Annotated in this window: 16 protein-coding genes; 14 read left to right on the forward strand and 2 right to left on the reverse strand. The window is 58.8% G+C overall.

Annotated features, from left to right (window positions below; genetic code table 11):
• Nucleotides 1-177 precede the first annotated feature (177 nt).
• A complete protein-coding gene (locus E5K02_RS23890) occupies nt 178-1,113 on the forward strand; it encodes a DUF808 domain-containing protein (RefSeq protein ID WP_135398818.1) in 936 nt (311 codons plus the stop codon).
• 158 nt (nt 1,114-1,271) lie between these two features.
• Here E5K02_RS23890 and E5K02_RS23895 read toward each other — a convergent pair whose 3' ends face one another.
• Nucleotides 1,272-1,823, reverse strand: a complete 552-nt coding sequence (locus E5K02_RS23895) for a DinB family protein (RefSeq protein WP_135398820.1) — start codon at nt 1,821-1,823, stop codon at nt 1,272-1,274.
• Between the two features lie 459 nt (nt 1,824-2,282).
• On the opposite strand from E5K02_RS23895, the gene E5K02_RS23900 reads away from it, so the two are divergent.
• The 13 genes from E5K02_RS23900 (at nt 2,283) to E5K02_RS23960 (ending at nt 20,374) form a co-directional block, all read left to right on the forward strand.
• Nucleotides 2,283-2,984: a hypothetical protein gene (locus E5K02_RS23900; protein ID WP_135398822.1), complete on the forward strand. Its 702-nt coding sequence runs from the start codon at nt 2,283-2,285 to the stop codon at nt 2,982-2,984.
• 92 nt (nt 2,985-3,076) lie between these two features.
• Complete coding sequence (locus tag E5K02_RS23905; protein ID WP_135398824.1) at nt 3,077-3,826, forward strand: glycosyltransferase family 25 protein; 750 nt, start codon at nt 3,077-3,079, stop codon at nt 3,824-3,826.
• Nucleotides 3,827-4,692: 866 nt separating this feature from the next.
• Nucleotides 4,693-7,308 (forward strand): ATP-dependent chaperone ClpB, encoded by a 2,616-nt coding sequence (clpB, locus tag E5K02_RS23910; RefSeq protein ID WP_135398825.1) that lies wholly within the window; start codon nt 4,693-4,695, stop codon nt 7,306-7,308.
• Between the two features lie 81 nt (nt 7,309-7,389).
• Nucleotides 7,390-7,581 (forward strand): hypothetical protein, encoded by a 192-nt coding sequence (locus E5K02_RS23915; protein ID WP_135398826.1) that lies wholly within the window; start codon nt 7,390-7,392, stop codon nt 7,579-7,581.
• A 199-nt stretch (nt 7,582-7,780) separates the two neighbouring features.
• Nucleotides 7,781-9,409: a T9SS type A sorting domain-containing protein gene (locus tag E5K02_RS23920; protein WP_135398827.1), complete on the forward strand. Its 1,629-nt coding sequence runs from the start codon at nt 7,781-7,783 to the stop codon at nt 9,407-9,409.
• A gap of 252 nt (nt 9,410-9,661) precedes the next feature.
• Nucleotides 9,662-10,672, forward strand: coding sequence for an SMP-30/gluconolactonase/LRE family protein (locus E5K02_RS23925; RefSeq protein WP_135398828.1), 1,011 nt, complete (start codon nt 9,662-9,664; stop codon nt 10,670-10,672).
• Between the two features lie 550 nt (nt 10,673-11,222).
• A complete protein-coding gene (locus E5K02_RS23930) occupies nt 11,223-14,957 on the forward strand; it encodes a T9SS type A sorting domain-containing protein (protein ID WP_135398829.1) in 3,735 nt (1,244 codons plus the stop codon).
• A 166-nt stretch (nt 14,958-15,123) separates the two neighbouring features.
• Nucleotides 15,124-15,714, forward strand: a complete 591-nt coding sequence (locus tag E5K02_RS23935; RefSeq protein ID WP_135398830.1) for a HupE/UreJ family protein — start codon at nt 15,124-15,126, stop codon at nt 15,712-15,714.
• Nucleotides 15,715-15,835: 121 nt separating this feature from the next.
• On the forward strand, nt 15,836-18,190 hold the full coding sequence (locus tag E5K02_RS23940) for a M1 family metallopeptidase (protein WP_135398831.1): 2,355 nt from the start codon (nt 15,836-15,838) through the stop codon (nt 18,188-18,190).
• A 126-nt stretch (nt 18,191-18,316) separates the two neighbouring features.
• The gene (locus tag E5K02_RS23945) at nt 18,317-18,733 is read left to right on the forward strand and encodes a hypothetical protein (protein WP_135398832.1); all 417 of its coding nucleotides are present in this window, start codon (nt 18,317-18,319) and stop codon (nt 18,731-18,733) included.
• 210 nt (nt 18,734-18,943) lie between these two features.
• A complete protein-coding gene (locus E5K02_RS23950) occupies nt 18,944-19,573 on the forward strand; it encodes a Yip1 family protein (protein WP_135398834.1) in 630 nt (209 codons plus the stop codon).
• Between the two features lie 14 nt (nt 19,574-19,587).
• Nucleotides 19,588-19,938: a DHCW motif cupin fold protein gene (locus E5K02_RS23955; protein ID WP_135398836.1), complete on the forward strand. Its 351-nt coding sequence runs from the start codon at nt 19,588-19,590 to the stop codon at nt 19,936-19,938.
• A 61-nt stretch (nt 19,939-19,999) separates the two neighbouring features.
• Nucleotides 20,000-20,374 (forward strand): PH domain-containing protein, encoded by a 375-nt coding sequence (locus E5K02_RS23960; protein ID WP_135398838.1) that lies wholly within the window; start codon nt 20,000-20,002, stop codon nt 20,372-20,374.
• Between the two features lie 263 nt (nt 20,375-20,637).
• On the opposite strand, the gene E5K02_RS23965 is transcribed toward E5K02_RS23960, so the two are convergent.
• On the reverse strand, nt 20,638-22,014 hold the full coding sequence (locus E5K02_RS23965; RefSeq protein WP_135398840.1) for an NAD(P)/FAD-dependent oxidoreductase: 1,377 nt from the start codon (nt 22,012-22,014) through the stop codon (nt 20,638-20,640).
• Between the last annotated feature and the right edge of the window lie 140 nt (nt 22,015-22,154).

The raw sequence follows: 22,154 nt of genomic DNA on the forward strand, positions 1-22,154 counted from the left end.
CTGTGCCTGTCGGATACAGTAGGCGCCGCTGGCTTTATTCTACGGCAGTTGCCGCACCCGGCCCGTATAAGCCCCGAATGCCCCGTTCGCGAAACCGCCATAACTTGCCGCCAAGTTGGGCCGAGCCAAAACGCGTAAGCCTTCAACAATCAACATCGAGTAACGAACAGAGACACTATGGCTTCAGGTTTTTTTGCCCTGTTAGATGACATTTCCGCTTTGGTGAAAGTAAGCGCGGCCAGCTTAGACGACGTGCCGGCCCAGGTTGCCAAAACCACCGGCAAGGTTTCGGGCATTGTTATCGACGACACGGCCGTTACGCCCAAGTACGTCGTCGGCCTCGACCCCTCCCGGGAGCTTTCCATCATCTACCGGATAGCCAAAAAGTCCCTGATCAACAAAATCCTGATTCTGAGCCCGGCAGCCCTGATACTGGGGTATTTTGCGCCCTGGGCCATCACGCCCATCCTCATGCTGGGCGGGGCCTATCTGTGCTTCGAGGGCTACGAAAAGGTCCACTCCATGTTTAGCCCCCACCACGACGTGGACGTGGAAAGTGAGCAGGTCAAAACCATTACGCCCGAGGAGCTGGAAGAAGAACGCGTGGCCAGTGCCGTGCGCACCGACATCATCCTGTCGGCCGAAATCATGGCCATTGCCTACAGCCAGGTCACCGGCCAGCCCATCATCAACCAGGTGGCCGTCATGCTGGCCGTGGCCGTATTTATCACCGTGGCCGTGTACGGCTTCGTGGGCCTGATTGTGAAAGCCGACGACATTGGCGTGCACCTGGCCCAGGAGAAATACGGCTCTACTACCCGAAAATTCGGCCGCGGCATGGTCAAGTTCATGCCCCACTTCCTGAGCATCCTCAGCTACGTGGGCACGGCCGCCATGCTCTGGGTCGGCGCCGAAATCATCCTCCACGGCATTCCCTACACCGCCCACCTGCTGCACGAGCTGGAACTGGCCCTGGCCAATATCCCCGCCCTGGGCTGGCTGGCCAAGGTGCTCATCTGCGCCGTAGCCGGCCTACTCATTGGCTTCGTGGTCGAAAAGCTGGTGCTGCTGGTCAAGAAGGTGCTCGGCAAGGATACGCAAGCGGCCCACTAGCCCTGGCCGGCCTCTGGGGCCCGACCTAACATCTACAGCCTGTAGAGACGCCTATTTGCGTCTCAATCGTTGCTGATGTTGTTTGCCCTGAATATGCAGGCGTTATCGTTCAACGCCGAGACGCAAGTATGCGTCTCTACATCGTTCCAGCCACGAACTCACGGACTAAGCCAGCCTCCCAAGCGGCCCCGTCCCAGCCCCACCAGTACCAGGCGCCGGTGGTGCTGCACGTGGCCCAGCGTGAAGTAGAGCATCTGCCGCAAGGTCAGCTTGCCCAGCGCCGGGTGGGGCATCAACAAGGTATCCAGCTGCTCTTCCGAATAGCCCGCCGCCCGCGTCGTCAGCCGCGCTACTTCCGCCCGCAGCTGCTGGGGCAGCTCCCGCTGCTGGGCGGCCCCTGCTTCCTCCGGCAAAAACGCCTCCGTGGCCTTAAATCCTCCCGCCAGCACCTGCTCGTAGCGCGCCACGAGCTCCTCGTAGGTCCCGGCCGGCTCGTTGGTCTTGCCAAATAGCTCGCCCTGGGCCATGCCCGGCAGCGCCAGCGCCCCGGCCACCCGACTCACGCTCCGGATGATATGGTCCAGGTGCTGGCCGGCATTCCATTTCCCCGGGGGCTTGCGCAAAAAGTCATCGGCTGCAAGGGCCTCTACGGTTTCGGCAAAATCCTCGTGAGCGGCGGTAAGCGCCTCTAGTAGCTGCGGGGTAGTCATGGTAGAGCGCGGAGAAGTAGTGGGCGCAATACTACGCCGTTTTCCGTAGTGCCAGCTTCCCGCGGGCAGGCGGCAAACCCCGACCTACGGTCTCCAAAACGCCGCGGTGTAGTTTTCAAAACGCCGACCGCCAGTCCAAACGATTCGCGGCCTGACTTCAAGCGTCCGGGGCGCGCCCCCCGTGCTTCGCGGTGTAGCTCCACTCGCCCCGGGCCTGGCTCCGGTCGTCCGCGGTATGATTTTCCGGCTCCGCGGCCTGGTTTCCGCGTTCCGCGGCGCGGTTTCAGTCGTGCGCGGCCCAGGCGCAGCGTTTCGCGGCACGGTCACACTTTTTCGCTTCTACGGTTGTGCTAATTCCTCGAAATTCCCCTATTCTTAACTACCTGTTATGCCCTGTTCTACCGCTACCTATTCCGACGCTCGGTATCCCTCTTTTTTATCCTTCTACCCCCGCTCAGTATGCTTACCACCAAACAAGACAACCGCCTCACCGCGGCCGAAAACGTAGCCGCAACCCTCCAGCAAGATCCCGCCTCCTACGCCGCCGACAAAGCCCTCCAGCAAATTACTCAGGAGCTGCACACCCTCCTCGCTGCCCTCCAGCCCCTGCGCCAAAAGGGCGTCCGTACCGCCAGCAAGGGCGCCGCCAAAACCAAGGGCCAGCGCCGCCAGCAGCTCGCCACCAGCGCCGCCGAAGTAGCCGGCGACCTGTACTCCTACGCCACCGACCAGCACAACCGCGCCCTGCAAACCAGCGCCGACTACAACTACTCCACCCTGCTGAAGATGCGCGCCACCGCCCTCACCGACCTCGTCCAGCACCTCTACACCGAAGCCGAAACCCACCAAACTGCCCTGCTCGACTACGGCCTCACCCCCGCCCGCCTCCAGGAGCTCAAAGACGCCCTGGCCGCCTTCACCACCACCAAAAACGACCCCCGCCAGCACATCACCGAAGGCAAAGCCGCCCGCCTCGCCATCAAGGAGCAGTTCAGCCAGCTCGCCACCCTGCTCGAAGACCGCCTCGACCGCAGCCTGCGCAAGTACGCCCGCTCCCACCCCGAGTTCTACCACCGCCTCACCGCCGCCCGCCAAGTAATAGACCGCCCCGGCAAACAGCAAGGCGGTGACAACGAAGAGCCCCCAACGAAACTACAGTAACCCTCCCCACCCTGTCATCCTGAGTGTAGCGAAGCGGAACGAAGGACCTCTTGCGCTTCGCTGCTTTTTTTCTTTGTTTTTCAATCTAATACATGATCTACTTATTACAAAAGTATTTATACAATGCATTTGCACATTACACTATTAAAAACAGAATAGAATATTTAAAATTGATACTAAGAATTCGAAAACCCACAAATATCAAAAAACAAACCGGCAATTACATAATATCCAATACATATATTATATCTTTACAAGACCACATAAATAGAAGAGAATCATTTCTAAAACATCTTATAGCAGAAAGAAAAAAATTTTCTTTTATCAAAGCCATAGAAGGCAAAACACCTTATTACAAAGATATTCCCATAAGCAGAAGATCTTACAACTATCTTAACAAAGGAAGTATAGGATACTGGCTAAGCCACTACAAAACATGGGCTATTGCGCTAAACCAACACAACAATTGCTCAATTATATTTGAAGATGACATTGTGTTAGTTGATAATTTTTATGAAAAACTTGACAAGGCAATAAAAATTATCCCTAATGATTTCGACATACTTTACCTCAATTCAGGGAATAAACAAATGAGAAATTATAGATACATAGTCAATAGCATATTCTTCATTCCATATCAGATAAGAAACGGAGCATATGCATATGTCATATCAAGGTCTGGTATTGACAAACTTATGCATTACGTTCCAGGAGTTAGAGTGACCCGCGGAGGGATAGACTCTGCAATAGGCGCATTAATCAGAAATAATATGATCAATGCATATCACCTCATTGATCCTTTGTGCTGGGTAAACTTTTCATATGTAAGTTCGACTAAATAGATGGAGCAACTTTTCACCACTGAATCATTAAGTTTTTTAACAGTAACTCTCTTAGCTTTAGGAGTAGCTAAATTTATCATTTACTATAAATCATTCAACATTGCCATTCTGAGATATATAGACCCTTCCGAGATAATAACATTGTTTGCAGACAACATACTAGCAGCAGCACCTATAATATTAGCAATAGCCTCCGCCTATATGTACAAAATATTACCGTTCATACAAAGCAGCGCAAGCGTTAATTGCTCAGCAAGCGAGAGAAAATCAATGTATATCGAAATGCTATCAACACATTTTATTACACTATCCATATTAGCATCCATTGCTATAGCATTCAGCTTTACAAGAAAAAAGGTTACTATATTCGAAAGTCTAACTTATATACCATTATCCATATTGCTTATATATGTATTACCGATAATGAGTCTCGAAACATCTCATAACTTCAAACAATTAAGCGCCATATTTTTAATAAATTCTTTTCTAATATTTAACTTCTTTTTTGTGATACTAATAGCAACAGTAAACGAGATAAGAAAAGTCAAGAAAAATTACTACTTCCAAAATACTTATGTAAGCTTTGATGGTTTTGACATCCAATCTAATAGAAACACTTATTACGTTGGGATGACGAAAAATTACATCTTTTTCTATACCGCAAGCGCAAAAGAATCAACAACTTATCCTGTCAGCAAGATTAAATGCATAAAACACAAGCCTGCATAGAGCCATTGTGTCACTCCAAGACGGCTCTGTTTTTACAAACCCCGCCAAAAAGTCAGTAAAACCACTTCTGCACCCCGTTTGCTAGTCCCCTCGTAGACCTTCCTAACCCGAAGCACCTACCAAGACTCTAGCAAGCCATGAACTTTAATAACTATACCATCAAGGCACAGGAGGCCGTGCAGAAGGCCACTGAAATTGCCGGGGGCAACCAGCAGCAGGCCATTGATACCGGCCACCTGCTCAAGGGCCTCTTCCAGAGCGACGAGAACGTCTTGTCGTTTCTGGCCAAAAAGCTGGGCGTCAACCTCAACATCCTCACGCCCCGCCTCGACGCCATTGTGGCCGCCTACCCCAAAGTAAGCGGGGGCGCGCCCTACCTCTCCAACGAAGCCGCCGCCGCTCTGCAGCGCGCCACCGGCTTCCTGAAGGAGTTCGACGACGAATACGTATCCGTCGAGCACCTGCTGCTGGGCTTGCTCGGCGGTAAAGACGCCACCGCTACCCTGCTCAAAGACACCGGCTTCAACGAGAAAGACCTCAAAGCCGCCATCAAGGAGCTGCGCGGGGGCCGCAAAGTCACCTCCCAGACCGCCGAAGACCAGTACCAGAGCCTCAACCGCTACGCCCGCAACCTCAACGAGCAGGTGCGCACCGGCAAGATGGACCCCGTCATCGGCCGCGACGAGGAAATCCGCCGCGTCCTGCAGATTCTGTCGCGCCGCACCAAGAACAACCCCGTGCTGCTGGGTGAGCCCGGCGTCGGTAAAACCGCCATTGTCGAGGGCCTGGCCCAGCGCATCGTGGCCGGCGACGTGCCCGAAAACCTCAAAGACAAAATCATCATGTCCCTCGACATGGGCCTGCTCATTGCCGGGGCCAAGTACAAGGGCGAGTTTGAGGAGCGCCTCAAGTCCGTCATCAAGGAAGTAACCGACTCCGAAGGCCAGATCATCCTGTTCATCGACGAGATGCACACCCTGATTGGGGCCGGCGGCGGCGGCGAAGGCGCCATGGACGCCGCCAACCTGCTCAAGCCCGCCCTGGCCCGCGGCGAGCTGCACTCCATCGGCGCTACCACCCTCAAGGAGTACCAGAAGTACATCGAGAAGGACAAGGCCCTGGAGCGCCGTTTCCAGGCCGTGATGGTCGATGAGCCGACTATCGAGGACGCCATCAGCATCATGCGCGGCATCAAGGAGAAGTACGAGCTGCACCACGGCGTCCGGATTACGGACGACGCCGTTATTGCCGCCGTCGAGCTCAGCAGCCGCTACATCACCGACCGGTTCCTACCTGACAAGGCCATCGACCTCATGGACGAAGCGGCAGCAAAACTGCGCATCGAGCTCAACTCCATGCCCGTGGAGCTCGACGAAGTGCAGCGCCGCATCATGCAGCTCGAAATTGAGCGCGAGGCCATCCGGCGGGAAGAAAACCACGACCGGGAAAACGTGCTCAACAAGGACCTGGCCGAGCTAACCGCCAAGCGCGACACACTCAAGGCTCAGTGGGAAAACGAGAAGTCGGTACTGACCAACATTCAGGAGCAGAAGGAAGCCATTGAGCGGTTCAAGGTAGAAGCCGAGCAGGCCGAGCGCCAGGGCGACTACGGCCGCGTAGCCGAGCTGCGCTACGGCAAAATTCAGGAGGCCGAAGCCAAGCTCAAAACCCTGCAGGACGAAGCCAACGCCAACAAGGACGGCGGCCACATGCTGCAGGAAGTGGTAACCTCGGAAGACATTGCCGAAGTAGTAGCCAAGTGGACCGGCATCCCCGTCAGCAAAATGCTGCAGTCGGACCGCGAGAAGCTCCTGAACCTGGAAGCCGAGCTGGGCAAGCGCGTAGCGGGCCAGACCGAGGCCATTGCCGCCATTTCGGATGCCGTGCGCCGCTCCCGCGCCGGCTTGCAGGACCCCAAGCGCCCCATCGGCTCGTTTATCTTCCTGGGCACCACCGGCGTGGGTAAAACCGAGCTGGCCAAGGCCCTGGCCGAGTACCTGTTCAACGACGAGAACAGCATGGTCCGCATCGACATGAGCGAGTACCAGGAGCGCCACGCCGTGTCCCGCCTCATCGGGGCGCCTCCCGGCTACGTGGGCTACGACGAGGGCGGGCAGCTGACCGAGGCCGTGCGCCGCAAGCCCTACTCGGTGATTCTGCTCGACGAAATCGAGAAGGCCCACCCCGACGTGTTCAACATCCTGCTGCAGGTGCTCGACGACGGCCGCCTCACCGACAACAAGGGTCGGGTGGCGAACTTCAAGAACACCATCATCATCATGACCTCGAACACGGGGGCCGACATCATTCAGAAGAACTTCAAGGAGCTCAATGAATACAACCACGACGAGGTGGTCGACCGCACCCGCGAGGAAGTCATTGAACGCCTGAAAGGCCACATGCGCCCCGAGTTCCTGAACCGCATCGACGAAATCGTGATGTTCCAGCCCCTCAAGCGCCGGGAGATTCGCAAGATTGTCGACATCCAGTTCAAGCAGATTCAGCAGCGCCTGGAAGAAGCCGGCATCCGCCTCGAAGCCACCGACGAGGTGCTCGACTACCTCGGCGAGCAGGGCTTCGACCCGCAGTTTGGGGCCCGCCCCCTGAAGCGCGTCTTGCAGCGTCTGGTGCTCAACGAGCTGTCGAAAGACATTCTCTCGGGCCGCGTATCGAAGGACGCCGTAGTGGAAGCCGTGCTGGAAGACGACCACATCCGCTTCGTCAACGTGGACGTGGAAATTCCCGGCGTGTAGGTGCCGCTTATCTAGACTAGTTAACCCCAAAAAGCCCCGCTGACCTAGTGCCGACGGGGCTTTTTTATTCCTGTTAGCCGTATGCAACGTCTCAAGCGCACCCTTCGCCTGCTGGGCCTGATAGCCATGCTGCTGCTGGCTGCGGCCGGTGTGGGCCTCACCGGCGCCGCCCCGATTCATCAGAAGCGGGAACGGTTCATCGATACCGATCCTAAAACCGAGCAGGTCGATAAGAAGGAAGAGCAGGAGGATAAGACACTAGGCCAGGAGTAAGTGCCAGAACCGCGCAGTAGTCAAAAAGCCCCACCGGACGATACAGGCGGGGCTTTTTTGCTTTCTGTCTGGCCTTCTGCTATTTGCCTGCTCGAAAGCCGCCAGCAATTTTACGAACCGACGCAACCATTACCTCTTTCGGCTGATCATGTACCGTACGGCCCGTTGGCTTCCTTCATCTACTTATTCCTGACGTTTTATGCGCCTTACCCTACCTTTCTATTGCGCAGCCTTGCTGCTGCAAGGCCTGTATCTACCGGCCGGCCTGGCCCAAACCAAGCTCCGGGATTATGCCTTCGGCGGCTCCGGTTCCGACTTCAGTACCGCGGCCTTACCAACGTCCAACGGCGGGCTGCTGCTGGCCGGCTCTACCTTCTCCCCGGCTGGTGGCGACGTAAGCCAGCCGCGCTTCTCCTCGGGCATAGAGGCCGACTTCTGGCTGGTGCAGACCGATGCCCAAGGCAATAAGCAGTGGGACAAACGCTTTGGCGGCACCGGTGATGACCGCCTGCTAACCATGCTCCCTACTGCCGATGGCGGCTACCTGCTCTGCGGCTCGTCTACTTCCGGCGCCAGCTACGACCATACTGCCCCCTCGCGCGGAGCCAATGATTACTGGGTGGTGAAAATTGACTCCCGGGGCACGAAGCTCTGGGATAAAAGCTACGGCACCAGCGGGGGTGATATGTTGACCACCGCCGTTGCCGCCCCCGACGGCGGCTTTCTGCTGGTTGGCTGGACTAGTTCGCCGGACGACCCGGCGCCTAACGGCGACCGGACGGAACCGCTGCTAGGTGACAGCGACGCGTGGCTGGTGAAGATAGATGCCGCCGGCACCAAACAGTGGGACAAGCGCCTCGGCGGCCTCGGCTACGACTACGTGTATGATGCCGTAAGCACTTCCGGCGGCTTTTTGATCGGGGCGCTACCATTCGTGCCCGGCGGGGATGTTTCGGGCGTGACCCACGGCGGCAACGATTTCTGGGTGGCCAAAGTAAGTGACCAGGGCGCCAAAGTGTGGGACCGGCTCTACGGTGGCTCCGGCAACGATGATCTGAGAACGATGCTAGCCACGCCCGATGGCGGGGTGCTGGTGGGCGGGTATTCTTCTTCCCCCGTCAGTGGCGATAAATCCGTGGCCGCACCGGCCAAAACCTCCTGGCTGCTCAAGCTCGACGCCCAGGGCACCAAGCAGTGGGACAACGTGTACAATACCGGCACCGCCTGGACCGAGGACGATTACTTGTCTACTCTGGCGCTCAACCCGCTCGGGGGATATTTGCTGGCGGGCATTACGGCGGCGGGGCCCACCTACGGCACGGCGGATACCGACATTTGGATGGCTGCCATCGGGATGGGGGGCGATTTGAGCTGGAGCCGGGTCTACAGTGGCCTGGACCACGATTCGCCGGCCAGCATCGTGCCGGCCCCTAACGGCAGCGTACGGCTGGCGTGCAGTACCCCCTCCGGAATTGGCCGCGATAAAACCGTCAGCAGCCGTGGCGGCAACGATTTCTGGGTGCTGGAAATTGGCAGCCCAGCTTTAGGAGTCCGCCCTACGCAGCAGGCATCGTTTTCGGCGGCATTGTTCCCAAATCCGGCCTCGGCTACCGATTACGTGACCCTGGAAGTAACGGGTTTGCCCGACTCTACACCCGTGCAGGTGACGGTCCTGAACAGCGTGGGCCAGGTGCTGCAAACGCTCACCCTGACGGAGCGGCCCACTGGCCGGCGGCCGCTCGATGTTTCCCGTCTGCCCGCTGGCGTGTATACCGTGCGCTTGCAAACCGCGCAGGGCACGGTAAACACGCAACTGCTGAAGCACTAGCACCGACCGTTGCGTAGCCGAAGCCAGAAAATGCTTTCGTCGGCCGCACTGCAATGCAACATGTCAGTAAGCAAGAGTCGCTAGACCCCGGGCGACTTCAGGAGCCCGGCCCGAGAAGCCAAGGCTACGTCGGCAACCTAGCGAGGCAGCTTTCAGCCGGGCCCGATGGGCACCCCGCAATTTCATTCCATCTCTTCTATATAAGGCACGTAAGAGCAGGTAACTGAACCGTTAACCTTTTATCTGCCTCGTATGCGCTACTCTTCACTTCTACCGTCGGCTGAGCGGTTTTATTTCTCCCGGTTTGTGCGGCTGGCCGCCCTGAGCGTGGCACTGGTAGGCCTGCTCCCCAGCTGCTCCGATGACGATGAAACCGAAGCCACCCCGGCCAGCCCGGCCAAGATAACCGTGCCCCAGGCCGCCCTGCACCCCGAAGGCATTCAGTACGACGAAGCCAACAAGCGTTTTCTGGTCAGTTCCCGCACCCGGGGGCAGATCGGCAGCGTGAAGGACGACAGCACCTACACCGTGTTTGCCGACGACCCGCGGCTGGTTTCGACCATCGGCCTGAACCTGGATGCTACCCGGCAGCGCCTGCTCGCGGCCGTGTCTGACAACGGGGCCAACACCAGCCGCTCGACCTCCGGCACCCTGCGGCAGCTGGCGGCCCTGGCTATTTTCAACGCCACCAACGGATCATTGACCAGCTTCGTGAACCTGGGTGCCCTGCGGCCCGGACAAAACCATTTTGCCAACGACATTGCCGTCGATGCCCAGGGCAACGCCTACATTACCGACAGCCTTTCGCCGCTGATTTACAAGGTCGATCCGCAGGGAGCCGCTTCGGTGTTTCTGGAAAACAATATGCTCAGCGGGGGCAGCGGTTTTGGCCTGAACGGCATTGTTTATCACCCCGACGGCTACCTGCTCGTAGCCAAGGCCAACGACGGCAGCCTGTTCAAAGTACCGCTCAGCAACCCCAGCAACTTCACCAAGGTAGCTACCAACCAAAACCTAAGTTTGACGGGGGCCGATGGGCTGGTGCTGACCGACCCGAAAACGCTGCTACTGGTATCGGGTAGTCAGAGCACGGTGTTCCGGCTGACGACCACGACGGATTGGGCATCGGCGACCGAAGCGGGCCGGTTTGCCACGGGTGCCGTTAGTCCTACCACCATCACCCGCCGCGCCGACGCGGCCTATGTCTTGTATCCTTACCAGGCCACGTCTCCGCGGTTTGCCATTGTTCGGGTCGGTTTCTAACCTGTACCTGGGCGCAGGCGCCCTGCTCCTGGCTCTACCTTTACAAAACCCCGTCGGGCACTGCCCGATGGGGTTTTTCGTGGCGGCGTATCCTGCGGTGCCGGCTTGGCAGGCAGCTTTCTACTTTAATAAAACCTGTTTTACGTAAGTCGGCTTCAGGCTTACAGTAACCCCTAACCAGTTCTGTCCGGCGGAGTTAGCGCACATTACTAAATTGACTTTAATAAGCAGGAAACACTATATTATATGTTTTGTCTCCTATCCGTACCCTCCTTCCAAGCTCCTCCTTCCCAACCGTAGAACTTAGGAACACAGCCGGAGAGGCAACTGCCCATTTTCGCACCCACTATAGCCCAACGCAGCATCTCAGGCAGCTTTTTGCCGATTGACCGGAATTCTTTGCCTTCCGTGTACCCTTTCCGCAGCGTTATCGTACTGGCATACGCTGGCAGACCCGGCGGGCTTACGGCCCCGATTCCTGAAAGAGGATTTTTTTTATACAATTCCCCACTAACTACTCTCCCATTCCCCACTCCTACTTCCGGTTCTCATGACTGCAACCTTACTTTCCCGCCGTCTGTCTGGCACAGGCGGCTCCACCCTTTCTGCGCGGCAGCCGCTGGGGCTGCTCAAGCTGGCCTGGGTGTTGTTCTTGCTGGTGACCTCCCTGCAAGCCAGCTTTGCCCAAACCACTACCAACGGCAACCTGCAGTGGCTGCCGCTGAAGGCCAACAACCAGGACAGTGCCGCCGTGCGGGCTCCGGGGGTGCTGCCCAGCACCATGACGCTGCGCAACTTCTACCTTTCCGACGTGACGCTGGGCACGGCTATTAAGCCCTACTCGTCGCAGTTTGGGGCCGCCTTTGGCTCCTCGCCCAGTGGCGACGGCTCGTTTGTACCCCTGCCGGGCAGCAACCTCAACCGGGTGTACTACGCCCAGTTTACTATTACGGCCGCTGCCAATGCCACGCTACGCGCCGACTCACTCGTGTTCTGGTCGGCCTTCAACAACACGGCCAGCAACCTGAAACTGGCTGTGGTGTACTCCAAAACCGGTTTCACGACCAACGACTCGACCGAAGTAGCCGGGGGCCGCGGGCCGATTGGGCCGCTGACGACCCGCACTGCCACCCCAGGTACCGGCACGGGCACCTTTGCCGACCCGATTTTTCTGCGCAACCAGAACACGGGTCCTAACCAGACCTACCGCCTAGCCCTCAACACCACGGGCGGCGTAACGCTGGCCGCCGGCCAGACCCTGACCGTGCGCCTCTACTACGCCAGCGGCAGCAGCAGCGCGGGCCGCTATGCCCTGCTGCGCGACTTCCGGGTGGTGGGCCAGGCCTCGACCACCTCGAACTGCAACGCCGCCTTTACCTACCCGGCCAACAGCTTCTGCACCAACGGCACTAACCCCACGCCGACTATTGCCGGCACCAGCGGGGGCACGTTCTCCTCGACCTCGGGCCTGAGCCTTAACGCCTCGACCGGCACTATCAACCTGGCGGCCTCCACGCCCGGCACCTACACCGTCACCTATAGCACCGGCAGCAACTGCTCGAGCACCGCTACCGTGACCGTAACGGCGGCTCCCACAGCCACCTTCAGCTACGCGAATCCGGCGTACTGCGCCGGCGACGGAGCTACGCCCACACCAACCCTGGCCGCCGGTGCGACTTCCGGTACGTTCAGCTCTACGTCGGGCCTGGTCATCAATGCCAACACCGGCGCTATCAATCTGGTAGCCAGCACGCCGGGCACCTACACGGTAACCAATACCGTAGCCGCTTCGGGCACCTGTGCTGCCGTCACGGCCACCACGACGGTGACCATTAGCCCTGCTACCACGGCGACGTTTGCTTACTCGGCTTCGGCTTTCTGCCAGAGCGCTGCGAATCCCACCCCGACCATCACTGGTACTGCGGGCGGTACGTTCAGCTCGACCTCGGGCCTGAGCCTCAACGCTTCGACTGGCGCCATCAACCTGGCGGCCTCTACGCCCGGCACTTACACCGTCACCTACCGCGTGGGCGGCAATTGCCCTTCGACCAGCACCCAGACGGTGACGATCAGCAGTGCTCCGCTGGCGACCTTCTCCTACGGCAATGCGGCCTACTGCGCCACGGGCACCAGCAACCCCGCGCCGGTATTTGCCTCGGGCGCCAGCGCTGGTACGTTCTCGTCGACGGCCGGCCTGAGTCTCAATGCCTCGACTGGGGTTATCAACTTGGCCGCCTCAACCCCGGGTACCTACACCGTCACGAATACCATTGCTGCTTCCGGCAGCTGCGCGGCTTCTTCGGCTACGACTCAGGTAACCATTCAGGCCACGCCGACGGCCACGCTGACGGCCGGTGGCCCAACGACGTTCTGCCAGGGCGGCTCGGTGGTGCTGACCGCTCCTAGCGGCGCGGGCAACACCTATCAGTTCCTGCTCAATGGTGCGGCCATCAGCGGGGCTACTTCGGCTACCTACACGGCTACCGCCAGCGGCAGCTACTCGGTGGTGGTAACCAGCTCGGCTGGGTGCACAGCTACTTCGGCCGCGGTTGCCGTTACCGTTACTCCAGCCACTTCGGCCACCTTTGCTTACTCGGCCTCAGCCTTCTGTCAGAGTGCTGCTAATCCGACCCCGACCATCACCGGCACCAGCGGGGGCACGTTCAGCTCGACCTCGGGCCTGAGCCTTAACGCCTCGACCGGCACTATCAACCTGACGGCCTCTACGCCCGGCACTTACACCGTGACCTATAGTGTAGGCGGCACCTGCCCCAGCAGCAGCACCCAGCAGGTGACGATTACCAACTCGTTGTCGGCGGCCTTTGCCTACGCTGCTGGTCCCTATTGCGCCGGCTCTACCGGCACCGTAGCACCTACGTTGGCCGCTGGCGCTTCTGCGGGCACGTTCAGCTCCACTGCGGGCCTGAGCCTCAATGCTTCAACCGGCGCCGTCAATCTGGCGGCTTCGACGCCGGGCACGTATACCGTAACCAACACCGTAGCCGCTTCGGGCAGCTGCGCCGGCACATCGGCTACCGCTACCATCACCATCTTGGCCACGCCGACAGCCACGCTGACGGCCGGTGGCCCAACGACGTTCTGCCAGGGCGGCTCGGTGGTGCTGACCGCTCCTAGCGGCGCGGGCAACACCTATCAGTTCCTGCTCAACGGCGCGGCCATCAGCGGGGCTACTTCGGCTACCTACACGGCTACGGCCAGCGGCAGCTACTCGGTGGTAGTAACCAACGCTGGCGGCTGCTCCACGACCTCGGCCGCTACTTCCGTAACGGTGAACCCGGCTACGACAGCGACGTTCAGCTACCCGGCTACTACGTTCTGCCAGAGCGGGGCCAACCCCGCGCCAACCATTACTGGTACTACGGGTGGCTCGTTCAGCTCCACTGCGGGCCTGAGCATCAATGCCAGCACCGGCGTTATCAACTTGGCTGCCTCCACGGCTGGTACCTACACCGTAACGTACAGCGTAGGCGGCACCTGCCCCTCGTCGGCGACAGCCACGGTCACGATTACTACTTCGCAATCGGCGGCCTTCTCCTACGCCAATGCCAGCTACTGCGCCGGTGCCACGGGTACGGTAACCCCAACCCTGGCCGCGGGTGCTACAGCCGGCACGTTCAGCTCGACTGCGGGTCTGGTTATCAACGCCAGCACGGGAGCCATCAATCTGGCCACCAGCACCCCGGGCACCTACACGGTGACCAACACCGTAGCCGCTTCGGGTAGCTGCGCCGCCGTTACGGCCACCACGACCGTAACCATCAATGCGCGTCCGGCCACGCCAACCCTGACGGTGCAGTACAACGGCACGACCACCACGCTCACGTCCAGCGCGGCCACTGGCAACCAGTTCTTCTTGAACGGGGTAGCCATTGCCGGCGCCACCGGTCAGACCTACGTTATCAACTCGGCCGCCCAATATGGTTCCTACACCGTGGTAACGACCAATGCCGCGGGCTGCGCTTCGGCTCCTTCGCCGGCCCTGGTGGTCAACTCGAGCGTGAAGCCGCTGGCGGGCTCGTCGCTGAGCGTATACCCCAACCCTACCCACGACGGCAAGCTGAGCGTGGAGCTGAATGGCTACCGCAAAGCCGTAGAGCTGACCATACTGAACGCCCTGGGCCAGACGGTCTTCACGACGACGGTGCTACCGGCAGCTAATACGACCACCCAGGCCGTAGACCTGAGCCAGCTGCCCGTCGGCGTGTACGTGTTGCGAGCTAAAACCGAAGGTGGACTTGACACCCGCCGCATTGTCAAAGAATAGCTGCATTAGTGTCTAGTTAAAAAGCCCTGCCAGCTTCTGGCGGGGCTTTTTTTGTGGCTTATCCACAGGTTGACGTACCTGCTCTGAGCAACAAGCTGCTTTCTGCTCCACGCGGCTGGCCCGGCCGCTGGCTTACATTCAGAACTTCGTAGCGTAACTTTGAGGTATGTCCGTGTTTCAGACCTACCTGCAGTTGGGTTTTTTCCACATTTTCAACCTGCAGGCCTACGACCATCTGGTGTTTCTGCTGGCCTTGTGCGCGCCCTATGTCGCGGCTGAGTGGCGCCGGGTGGTGGCCCTGGTAACCAGCTTCACCCTGGGCCACTCCATCACGCTGGCCCTGGCCACGCTGGGCTTTGTGCAGTACAATCCGCGGATAATTGAAATCCTGATTCCGATTACGATTCTGCTGACCTGCGGGCTCAACCTGCGCCGAGCCGGCCAGGACACGCGCCACCAGCCGCTGGTGTGGGCGGCTCCGAACCTGCTGGCGGCCGTGTTTGGCCTGGTGCACGGGCTGGGCTTTTCCAGCTACCTGCGCGAGCTGCTAGGCCAAAGCAGCCGCCCGGTACTGGAGCTGCTGGCCTTCAACGTGGGTGTGGAGCTGGGCCAGCTGCTGATTGTGACCCTGATTCTGCTGCTGGGCTTTGTGGTGCTGCGCGCGGCCCGGGCCGCCCGGCGCGACTGGGTGCTGGTCGTCAGTGGGGCGGCAGCCGGTATTGCGGCCGTGCTGCTGCTGCAAAATCTGACCAGCTAAGAAACTATGCCCGGCCGATGCAGCGTTTGACCTGCACCGGTGTCTTTGCTTTCTAAGTCGTGTGCGCGGTCGTGTACGGGGCTGATTTTCTTGATTTTTCGCCTCTCTATTTGCTGTTTCTATGTTCAGAAACTTACTGCTGGCCGCGGGCCTGGCGACGCTGACAGCCGGGCCGCTGCTGGCTCAGAATACCAATTCCGGCACCGATAAATTCAAGCAGCTCGACCAGGAGCTGCCCACGCCCAACAACTACCGCACGGCCTCCGGCGCCCCTGGCGTGGACTACTGGCAGCAGCGGGCTGATTACAACATCCGGGTGACCCTGGACGACAACAAGCAGTCCATTAAAGGCTCCGAGGACATTACCTACACCAACCTCTCGCCCGACGTGCTGACCTACCTCTGGGTGCAGCTCGACCAGAACATCCTCGACAAAAATTCCATTACCACGTCCACGCAGGTGGGCGAAGTGAAGGATAAGATGTCGTTTCAGGCCATGGAGTACCTGATGCGCTCCGACTTCGACGGCGGCTTCAAGATTGAGTCGGTGGCCATGAAGGGCGGCAAGGCGCTGAAGCATACCATCAACCACACCATGATGCGCGTGGACCTGCCTCAGCCCCTGCGGCCCAAGCAGGCCGTCACGTTTAGCATTGCCTGGCACTACAACATCAACGACCAGCTCAAAATCAGTGAGCGGAGCGGCTACGAGTTCTTCCCCGACGACAAGAACTACCTCTACGAAATTGCCCAGTTTTACCCCCGTATGGCCGTGTACAACGACGTGCGCGGCTGGCAGCACAAGCAGTTTCTGGGCAGCGGCGAATTTACCCTGCCCTTCGGCGACTACCGCGTAAGCATCACCGCCCCCGCCGACCACGTGGTGGGCGCTACCGGCGTACTCCAGAACCCCGACCAGGTGCTGACGGCCACCCAGCGCAAGCGCCTGGCCCAGGCCCGGGGTGCCAAAAAGCCGGTGCTGATTGTAACCCAGATGGAAGCCGAGCGGGCCGAGCAAAAGCGGGCCTCGGGCACCAAAACCTGGACCTACGCCGCCAAAAACGTGCGCGACTTTGCCTGGGCCTCGTCCCGCAAATTCATTTGGGACGCCATGGAAATTGAGCAGGCCGGCAACCCGGTGCTCTGCATGAGCTACTACCCCAAGGAAGGCAACCCGCTGTGGGGCAAGTATTCGACCGAAGTCGTGGCCCACACCATCAAGACCTACTCCAAGCATACCATCGACTACGAATACCCGGTGGCCATTTCGGTGCACGGCCCGGTGGGCGGCATGGAATATCCGATGATCTGCTTCAACGGCGGCCGGCCCGAGAAGGACGGCACGTACTCGGCCGACCGGAAATACGGGATGATTTCGGTGATTATCCACGAAGTGGGCCACAACTTCTTCCCCATGATTATCAACTCCGACGAGCGGCAGTGGTCGTGGATGGACGAGGGCCTGAACACCTTCGTGCAGTACCTCACCGAGCAGGAATGGGAACGGGGCTACCCCTCGCGCCGCGGCGAGCCCAAGAACATTGTGGAGTACATGCGCACCGATAAGAGCCTGCAGACCCCGATTATGACCAACTCGGAGTCGGTGCTGCAGTTCGGGCCCAACGCCTACGCCAAGCCCGCCACCGGCCTGAACATTCTGCGCGAGACGGTGATGGGCCGGGAGCTGTTCGACCACGCCTTCAAAACCTACGCCCAGCGCTGGGCCTACAAGCACCCCGAGCCAGCCGACTTCTTCCGCACCATGGAAGACGCCTCGGGCACCGACCTCGACTGGTTCTGGCGCGGCTGGTTCTACACCACCGACCACACCGACCTCAGCATCGAGGGCGTGAAGTGGTATACCGTAGATTCGAAAAACCCCGATATCGAGAATGCCAAGCGGCGCGAACTGCTCAACAGCTCGCCCCAGACCCTGAGCCAGCAACGCAACCTGCAGGACATCAAAAAGACGCTGGTCGACGAGAAGCCCGAGCTCAAGGATTTCTACAACAACTACGACCCCACGGCTACCACCGACGCCGATAAGGCCCGCTACCAGAAGTACGTCAACTCGCTAAGCCCTGAGCAGCAAAGCCGCCTCAACGCGGGCCTGCACTTCTACGAGGTCGATTTGCGCAACCTCGGCGGCCTGACCATGCCCATCATCGTGCAGATGACCTACGAGGATGGCAAGACGGAGCTGGTGAACATTCCGGCCGAAATCTGGCGCAAGAACAACGAGCACGTGACCAAGGTGTTTATCACGCCCAAGCCCGTGGTAAGCTTCAGCCTGGATCCTTACCTGGAAACGGCCGACACGGATTTGAGCAACAACAGCTTCCCGCGCAAGCTGGCCCCGTCGCGCTTCGAGCTGTATCAGCAGCAGCAGCAGGCGGCCCCCAACCCCATGCAGCTGCAGCAAACGTCGCAGCAAAACCCGCCCGCGGGCGGAGGTAGCAGCGGCGGCACCAACTAACGACGCGTAGCAACCACAAAAAAAGGGTCGGGCCAGTTTGCCCGACCCTTTTTTTGTGGCTTGCAACTATTCGCCCTGGCCAGGCCTCTTAGGTAAACACCCCTCATTCTTTATTCTTCCCTGCGTATGCGCCACCTTTTCCCTGCTTTTGTTCTTCTCAGCCTCATGGCCCTACCCGGCTGCACTGTGGAAGGCTGCACCGACGAAGAACCCGCCCCGGCCTGCTACTCCGGCAAAGTTGTAGGCGCCGCCTGCATGGATGGGCTATTGATTGAAGTCGACAGCCAGTATGCCATTGGCAAGCCCTACGCCGACCACAGCAACTTGGTAGCCGCCGTAAACCTGGCACAGCAGTCGACACCCGAGTATAAGATTGATGGTCAGGTGGTTCAGCCAGGCCAAACCATCTACTTCACTTATACACCCAGCAAGGGCGCCCGGGAGGCTATGTGTCCTCAGAACACGGTACCCTTGCCCGTTCCGCACCTAACGTTGAGCAACGTAAGCACAACCGGTTGCGGTGGCGCTACGAAAGCCCAGTAAGCCTGCCTTCGTTTTTTAGTGGTTACCTAGTTGTTTTTATAGCATTTCATATTCCTGCCTACAGGCCAGCCGCACGTGGGTGTGGCTGGCCTTTTTATTGACTCTTATCCGAAAAGCCGGCCGGCCTGGGCGCAGATAGCCCCACTTATACCAGTAAAATTCCGGTAGCTTTAGACGAACCATTATTTAGCCTTATAGCGCCAACTCTGCATGTCCGATTACCAGGAAATACGGGAGGAAAATGTTCTGTCCCAAATCTGGCTCAAGCCTACCCGCACCCTAGCCTACATTCTCCACAATCAGCCCGACAAATACGTACTACCGCTTTTGGTTCTAGGCGGTATCACCCGGGCCATCGACCGGGCTGGCCTGAAGGACATGGGTGACAAGATGCCCACGGCGACTATTTTGCTAATGGCCGTTATCGGGGGCGGGCTTTTCGGCTGGGTTAGCTACTTCATCTACGCCTGGCTGCTGAGTGCTACGGGCCGCTGGCTGCAGGGCAGTGCCTCGTCGGCCAACTTCCGAACGGTTATTGCCTGGGCCTTGGTCCCGTCGGTCGTTTCGCTGCTGCTCGTGATACCCGAAACTGTCATTTTCGGGGACGACTTATTTAAAAGTGAGCCGGTAAATGACTCCACGTTCAACAACGTCATGTGGCTTGTTTTCGGCTTGCTGCAAATGACCCTGGGTATCTGGACGCTTGTCATCCTAATCAAAGGCACGGCGCTGCTGCAGAATTTCACCATCGGGAAGTCCCTTCTGAATCTGCTCTTGCCTGCCCTAGTGATTTTTGTGCCCGTGTTAATAATTGCCTTGGTGGCCAAGGCCTTCAGCTAAGAATCTTACCCGCTATGCCCTTTCCTATTCCCTTCCAAGTCACCGATTGGTCGCTGATACCGGCTACCGAGCACCCCGGCGAAACCGGCGTGGCCTATTGGCGCACCCTGCAGCTGGGCAACCTGCGCCTGCGCTATGTGGAATATTCGGCCGGTTACAAAGCCGACCACTGGTGCCAAAAAGGCCATGTGCTGTTCGTGACGGAAGGGGAGCTGGTGACCGAACTGGTTGATGGACAGTCCTTCCGCATGACGACCGGCATGTCGTATGAAGTGTCGGATGAGTTGAGTTCCCACCGCTCTTCTACCGAGCACGGAGCCCGGCTCATTATTGTGGATGGCGATTTTTTAGCCAACAAGGCGTAGGTGCTGTTTAGCAACCCACCAACTCTTCGCATCTTCATTCCTCACCTAAAGATCTACTACGATGGGAATTCTTGACGGCCTGCTGGGCAATGCTTCCGAAAACGACGCGCAGGACCTGCAGCAGGAGCTTACGCAGCTACTGGCCTCCGGCGAGCGGGTGGAAAAAGCCTACGCCATCCTCCGCGACCAGATCATCTTTACTAATAAGCGCCTGATTCTGGTCGACAAGCAGGGCGTAACGGGCAAGAAGCGCGAAATCCTGAGCGTGCCCTACCGCAGCATCGAGCGGTTCTCGATGGAAACCGCCGGCCACTTCGACCTCGATGCCGAACTAAAAATCTGGATTCGCGGGCAGGCCGAGCCTATCAGCAAGAACTTCCGCGACGACAAGAGCATCCACGACATCAGCCGGGCCCTGGCCGAGTACGCCTTGTAATGGTGAAAGGGTGCGTTCTTCCTTGGCCAGGCGCACCTCACCATATCCTTGCGAGGCGCAGCCGTGGCAATCCGTCCTCCGCGGAGGTAGGCACGCCTTTTTACCAGAAAGCCCCTTACTCCACGCGGTAGTAAGGGGCTTTTCACGTTAGAGGGCTCTGCACAGTTCAGCGGACGGATGGCTTCGCTTTGCTCGCCATGAAGGGAAGAAACGTGCCGCTCGCGTCAGGCGAACGACAAACTCACTATCTCACCCTCCCACCCCTACGCAGCTGGTGTCTGAATAGCCGGGGGCGTGGGGTTGTACTGCGGGGTGCCGGTGGCGTGTTCGGCTTTCTTCTTGCCCTGGTCGTCTTTCACGTCGCGGCGGCTGAAGGGCCGGATAATCAGGCGCAGGGCCTGGTCGGAGCTGAAGTAGCTGAAGGCCCAGTCGACGAAGGCCACCACTTTGTTGCGGAAGCCCACGAGCGTCATCAGGTGCACAAACAGCCAGGTAAACCAGCCGAAGATGCCGCTGAAATGCACGTCTTTAGGCAGATCCACCACGGCTTTGTTACGGCTCACGATGGCCATTACGCCCTTGTTCTTGTAGACGAAGTTGACTGGCGCCTGACCTTTCATAATGCGCTGCAGGTTGTCGGCCAAGAGGTCGGCCTGCTGCTGGGCCACGGGCGCCAGCATGGGCAGGCCGCGGGGCATTTCCTCGGTTACCATGTTGGCCACGTCGCCGATGGCAAACACGTTGGACAGGCCCTGCACCTGGTTCCACTGGTTCACGTTGATGCGCTTGTTGCGGGCCACAATTTCGGCCGGAATACCCGGCACGGCGGCCCCGTTTACCCCGGCGGCCCAAATCAGGTTTTCGGTCGGAATAAACTCGGTATCGGAGTAGTAGGCCCGGCAGTTCTCGTAGCCTTTGATGTGGGTATTGAGCCGCACTTCCACGCCCAGCTCCTGCATGTAGCGCATCGCGTCCTGCTGCGACTTCACCGACATCGGGCCCAGCAGCTCGGCCCCGGCCTCGACGAGAATGATTTTCATCTTGCCCAAGTCCAGCTCGGGGTAGTCTTTGGGCAGCACGTGCTTGCGCATCTCGGCCAGGGAGCCGCTGATTTCCACGCCCGTCGGGCCGCCGCCGACCACCACAATGTTCATCAGGGCCTGCTTTTCCTCGGGATTTTCGGTGAGCAGAGCCTTTTCGAAGTTCTGGAAAATAAAGCTGCGCAGGTTCAGGGCATTTGGGATGCTCTTGATCTGCATGGCGTTTTTCTCCAGGCTCTCGATGCCGAAGAAGTTGGTGAGTGAGCCCGTAGCCAGCACCAGGTAGTCGTAGCGAATGTCGCCCACGCTGGTGTGCACCGTGTTGCTGGCCGTATCCACGCGCTGCACGTCGGCCATGCGGTAGAAGAAGTTTTTCTGGCCGGCGAAAATCTTGCGAATCGGGTAGGCAATGCTGTCGGCTTCCAGGGCGCCGGTGGCTACCTGATAGAGCAGGGGCTGGAAGTTATGGTAGTTGTTACGGTCGATAACAACTACCTGCACCGGCGCGTCGCGCAGGGATTTGGCCAAGCGTAGACCGCCAAAACCGCACCCCACAATCACCACGCGAGGCTGGGATGAAACCGGAAGATTCGTATCCATAGGAGTTTGCTGAAAGGAACGAGCCAAGGTAACCGCTTTTATATAGCGGCCAAGGCATCTTTGGCCTTTACCCCAAAAGCCCCGTTCTGGTTACCGTCCAGCTGCTGTATCTGCCCTGACTAACGGCCTAAAAACCAGAA

The sequence above is a fragment of the Hymenobacter metallicola genome (assembly GCF_004745645.1).
GTDB classification, from domain to species: Bacteria; Bacteroidota; Bacteroidia; order Cytophagales; family Hymenobacteraceae; genus Hymenobacter; species Hymenobacter metallicola.

Bases quoted from the DNA above. Each gene is read 5' to 3' on its own strand.
- E5K02_RS23900 (WP_135398822.1), top strand. From the start codon at position 2,283: ATGCTTACCACCAAACAAGACAACCGCCTCACCGCGGCCGAAAACGTA.
- E5K02_RS23925 (WP_135398828.1), top strand. From the start codon at position 9,662: ATGCGCTACTCTTCACTTCTACCGTCGGCTGAGCGGTTTTATTTCTCC.
- E5K02_RS23915 (WP_135398826.1), top strand. From the start codon at position 7,390: ATGCAACGTCTCAAGCGCACCCTTCGCCTGCTGGGCCTGATAGCCATG.
- E5K02_RS23920 (WP_135398827.1), top strand. From the start codon at position 7,781: ATGCGCCTTACCCTACCTTTCTATTGCGCAGCCTTGCTGCTGCAAGGC.
- E5K02_RS23950 (WP_135398834.1), top strand. From the start codon at position 18,944: ATGTCCGATTACCAGGAAATACGGGAGGAAAATGTTCTGTCCCAAATC.
- E5K02_RS23945 (WP_135398832.1), top strand. From the start codon at position 18,317: ATGCGCCACCTTTTCCCTGCTTTTGTTCTTCTCAGCCTCATGGCCCTA.
- E5K02_RS23955 (WP_135398836.1), top strand. From the start codon at position 19,588: ATGCCCTTTCCTATTCCCTTCCAAGTCACCGATTGGTCGCTGATACCG.
- E5K02_RS23935 (WP_135398830.1), top strand. From the start codon at position 15,124: ATGTCCGTGTTTCAGACCTACCTGCAGTTGGGTTTTTTCCACATTTTC.
- E5K02_RS23905 (WP_135398824.1), top strand. From the start codon at position 3,077: ATGATCTACTTATTACAAAAGTATTTATACAATGCATTTGCACATTAC.
- E5K02_RS23895 (WP_135398820.1), bottom strand. From the start codon at position 1,823: ATGACTACCCCGCAGCTACTAGAGGCGCTTACCGCCGCTCACGAGGAT.
- clpB (WP_135398825.1), top strand. From the start codon at position 4,693: ATGAACTTTAATAACTATACCATCAAGGCACAGGAGGCCGTGCAGAAG.
- E5K02_RS23930 (WP_135398829.1), top strand. From the start codon at position 11,223: ATGACTGCAACCTTACTTTCCCGCCGTCTGTCTGGCACAGGCGGCTCC.
- E5K02_RS23890 (WP_135398818.1), top strand. From the start codon at position 178: ATGGCTTCAGGTTTTTTTGCCCTGTTAGATGACATTTCCGCTTTGGTG.
- E5K02_RS23940 (WP_135398831.1), top strand. From the start codon at position 15,836: ATGTTCAGAAACTTACTGCTGGCCGCGGGCCTGGCGACGCTGACAGCC.
- E5K02_RS23960 (WP_135398838.1), top strand. From the start codon at position 20,000: ATGGGAATTCTTGACGGCCTGCTGGGCAATGCTTCCGAAAACGACGCG.
- E5K02_RS23965 (WP_135398840.1), bottom strand. From the start codon at position 22,014: ATGGATACGAATCTTCCGGTTTCATCCCAGCCTCGCGTGGTGATTGTG.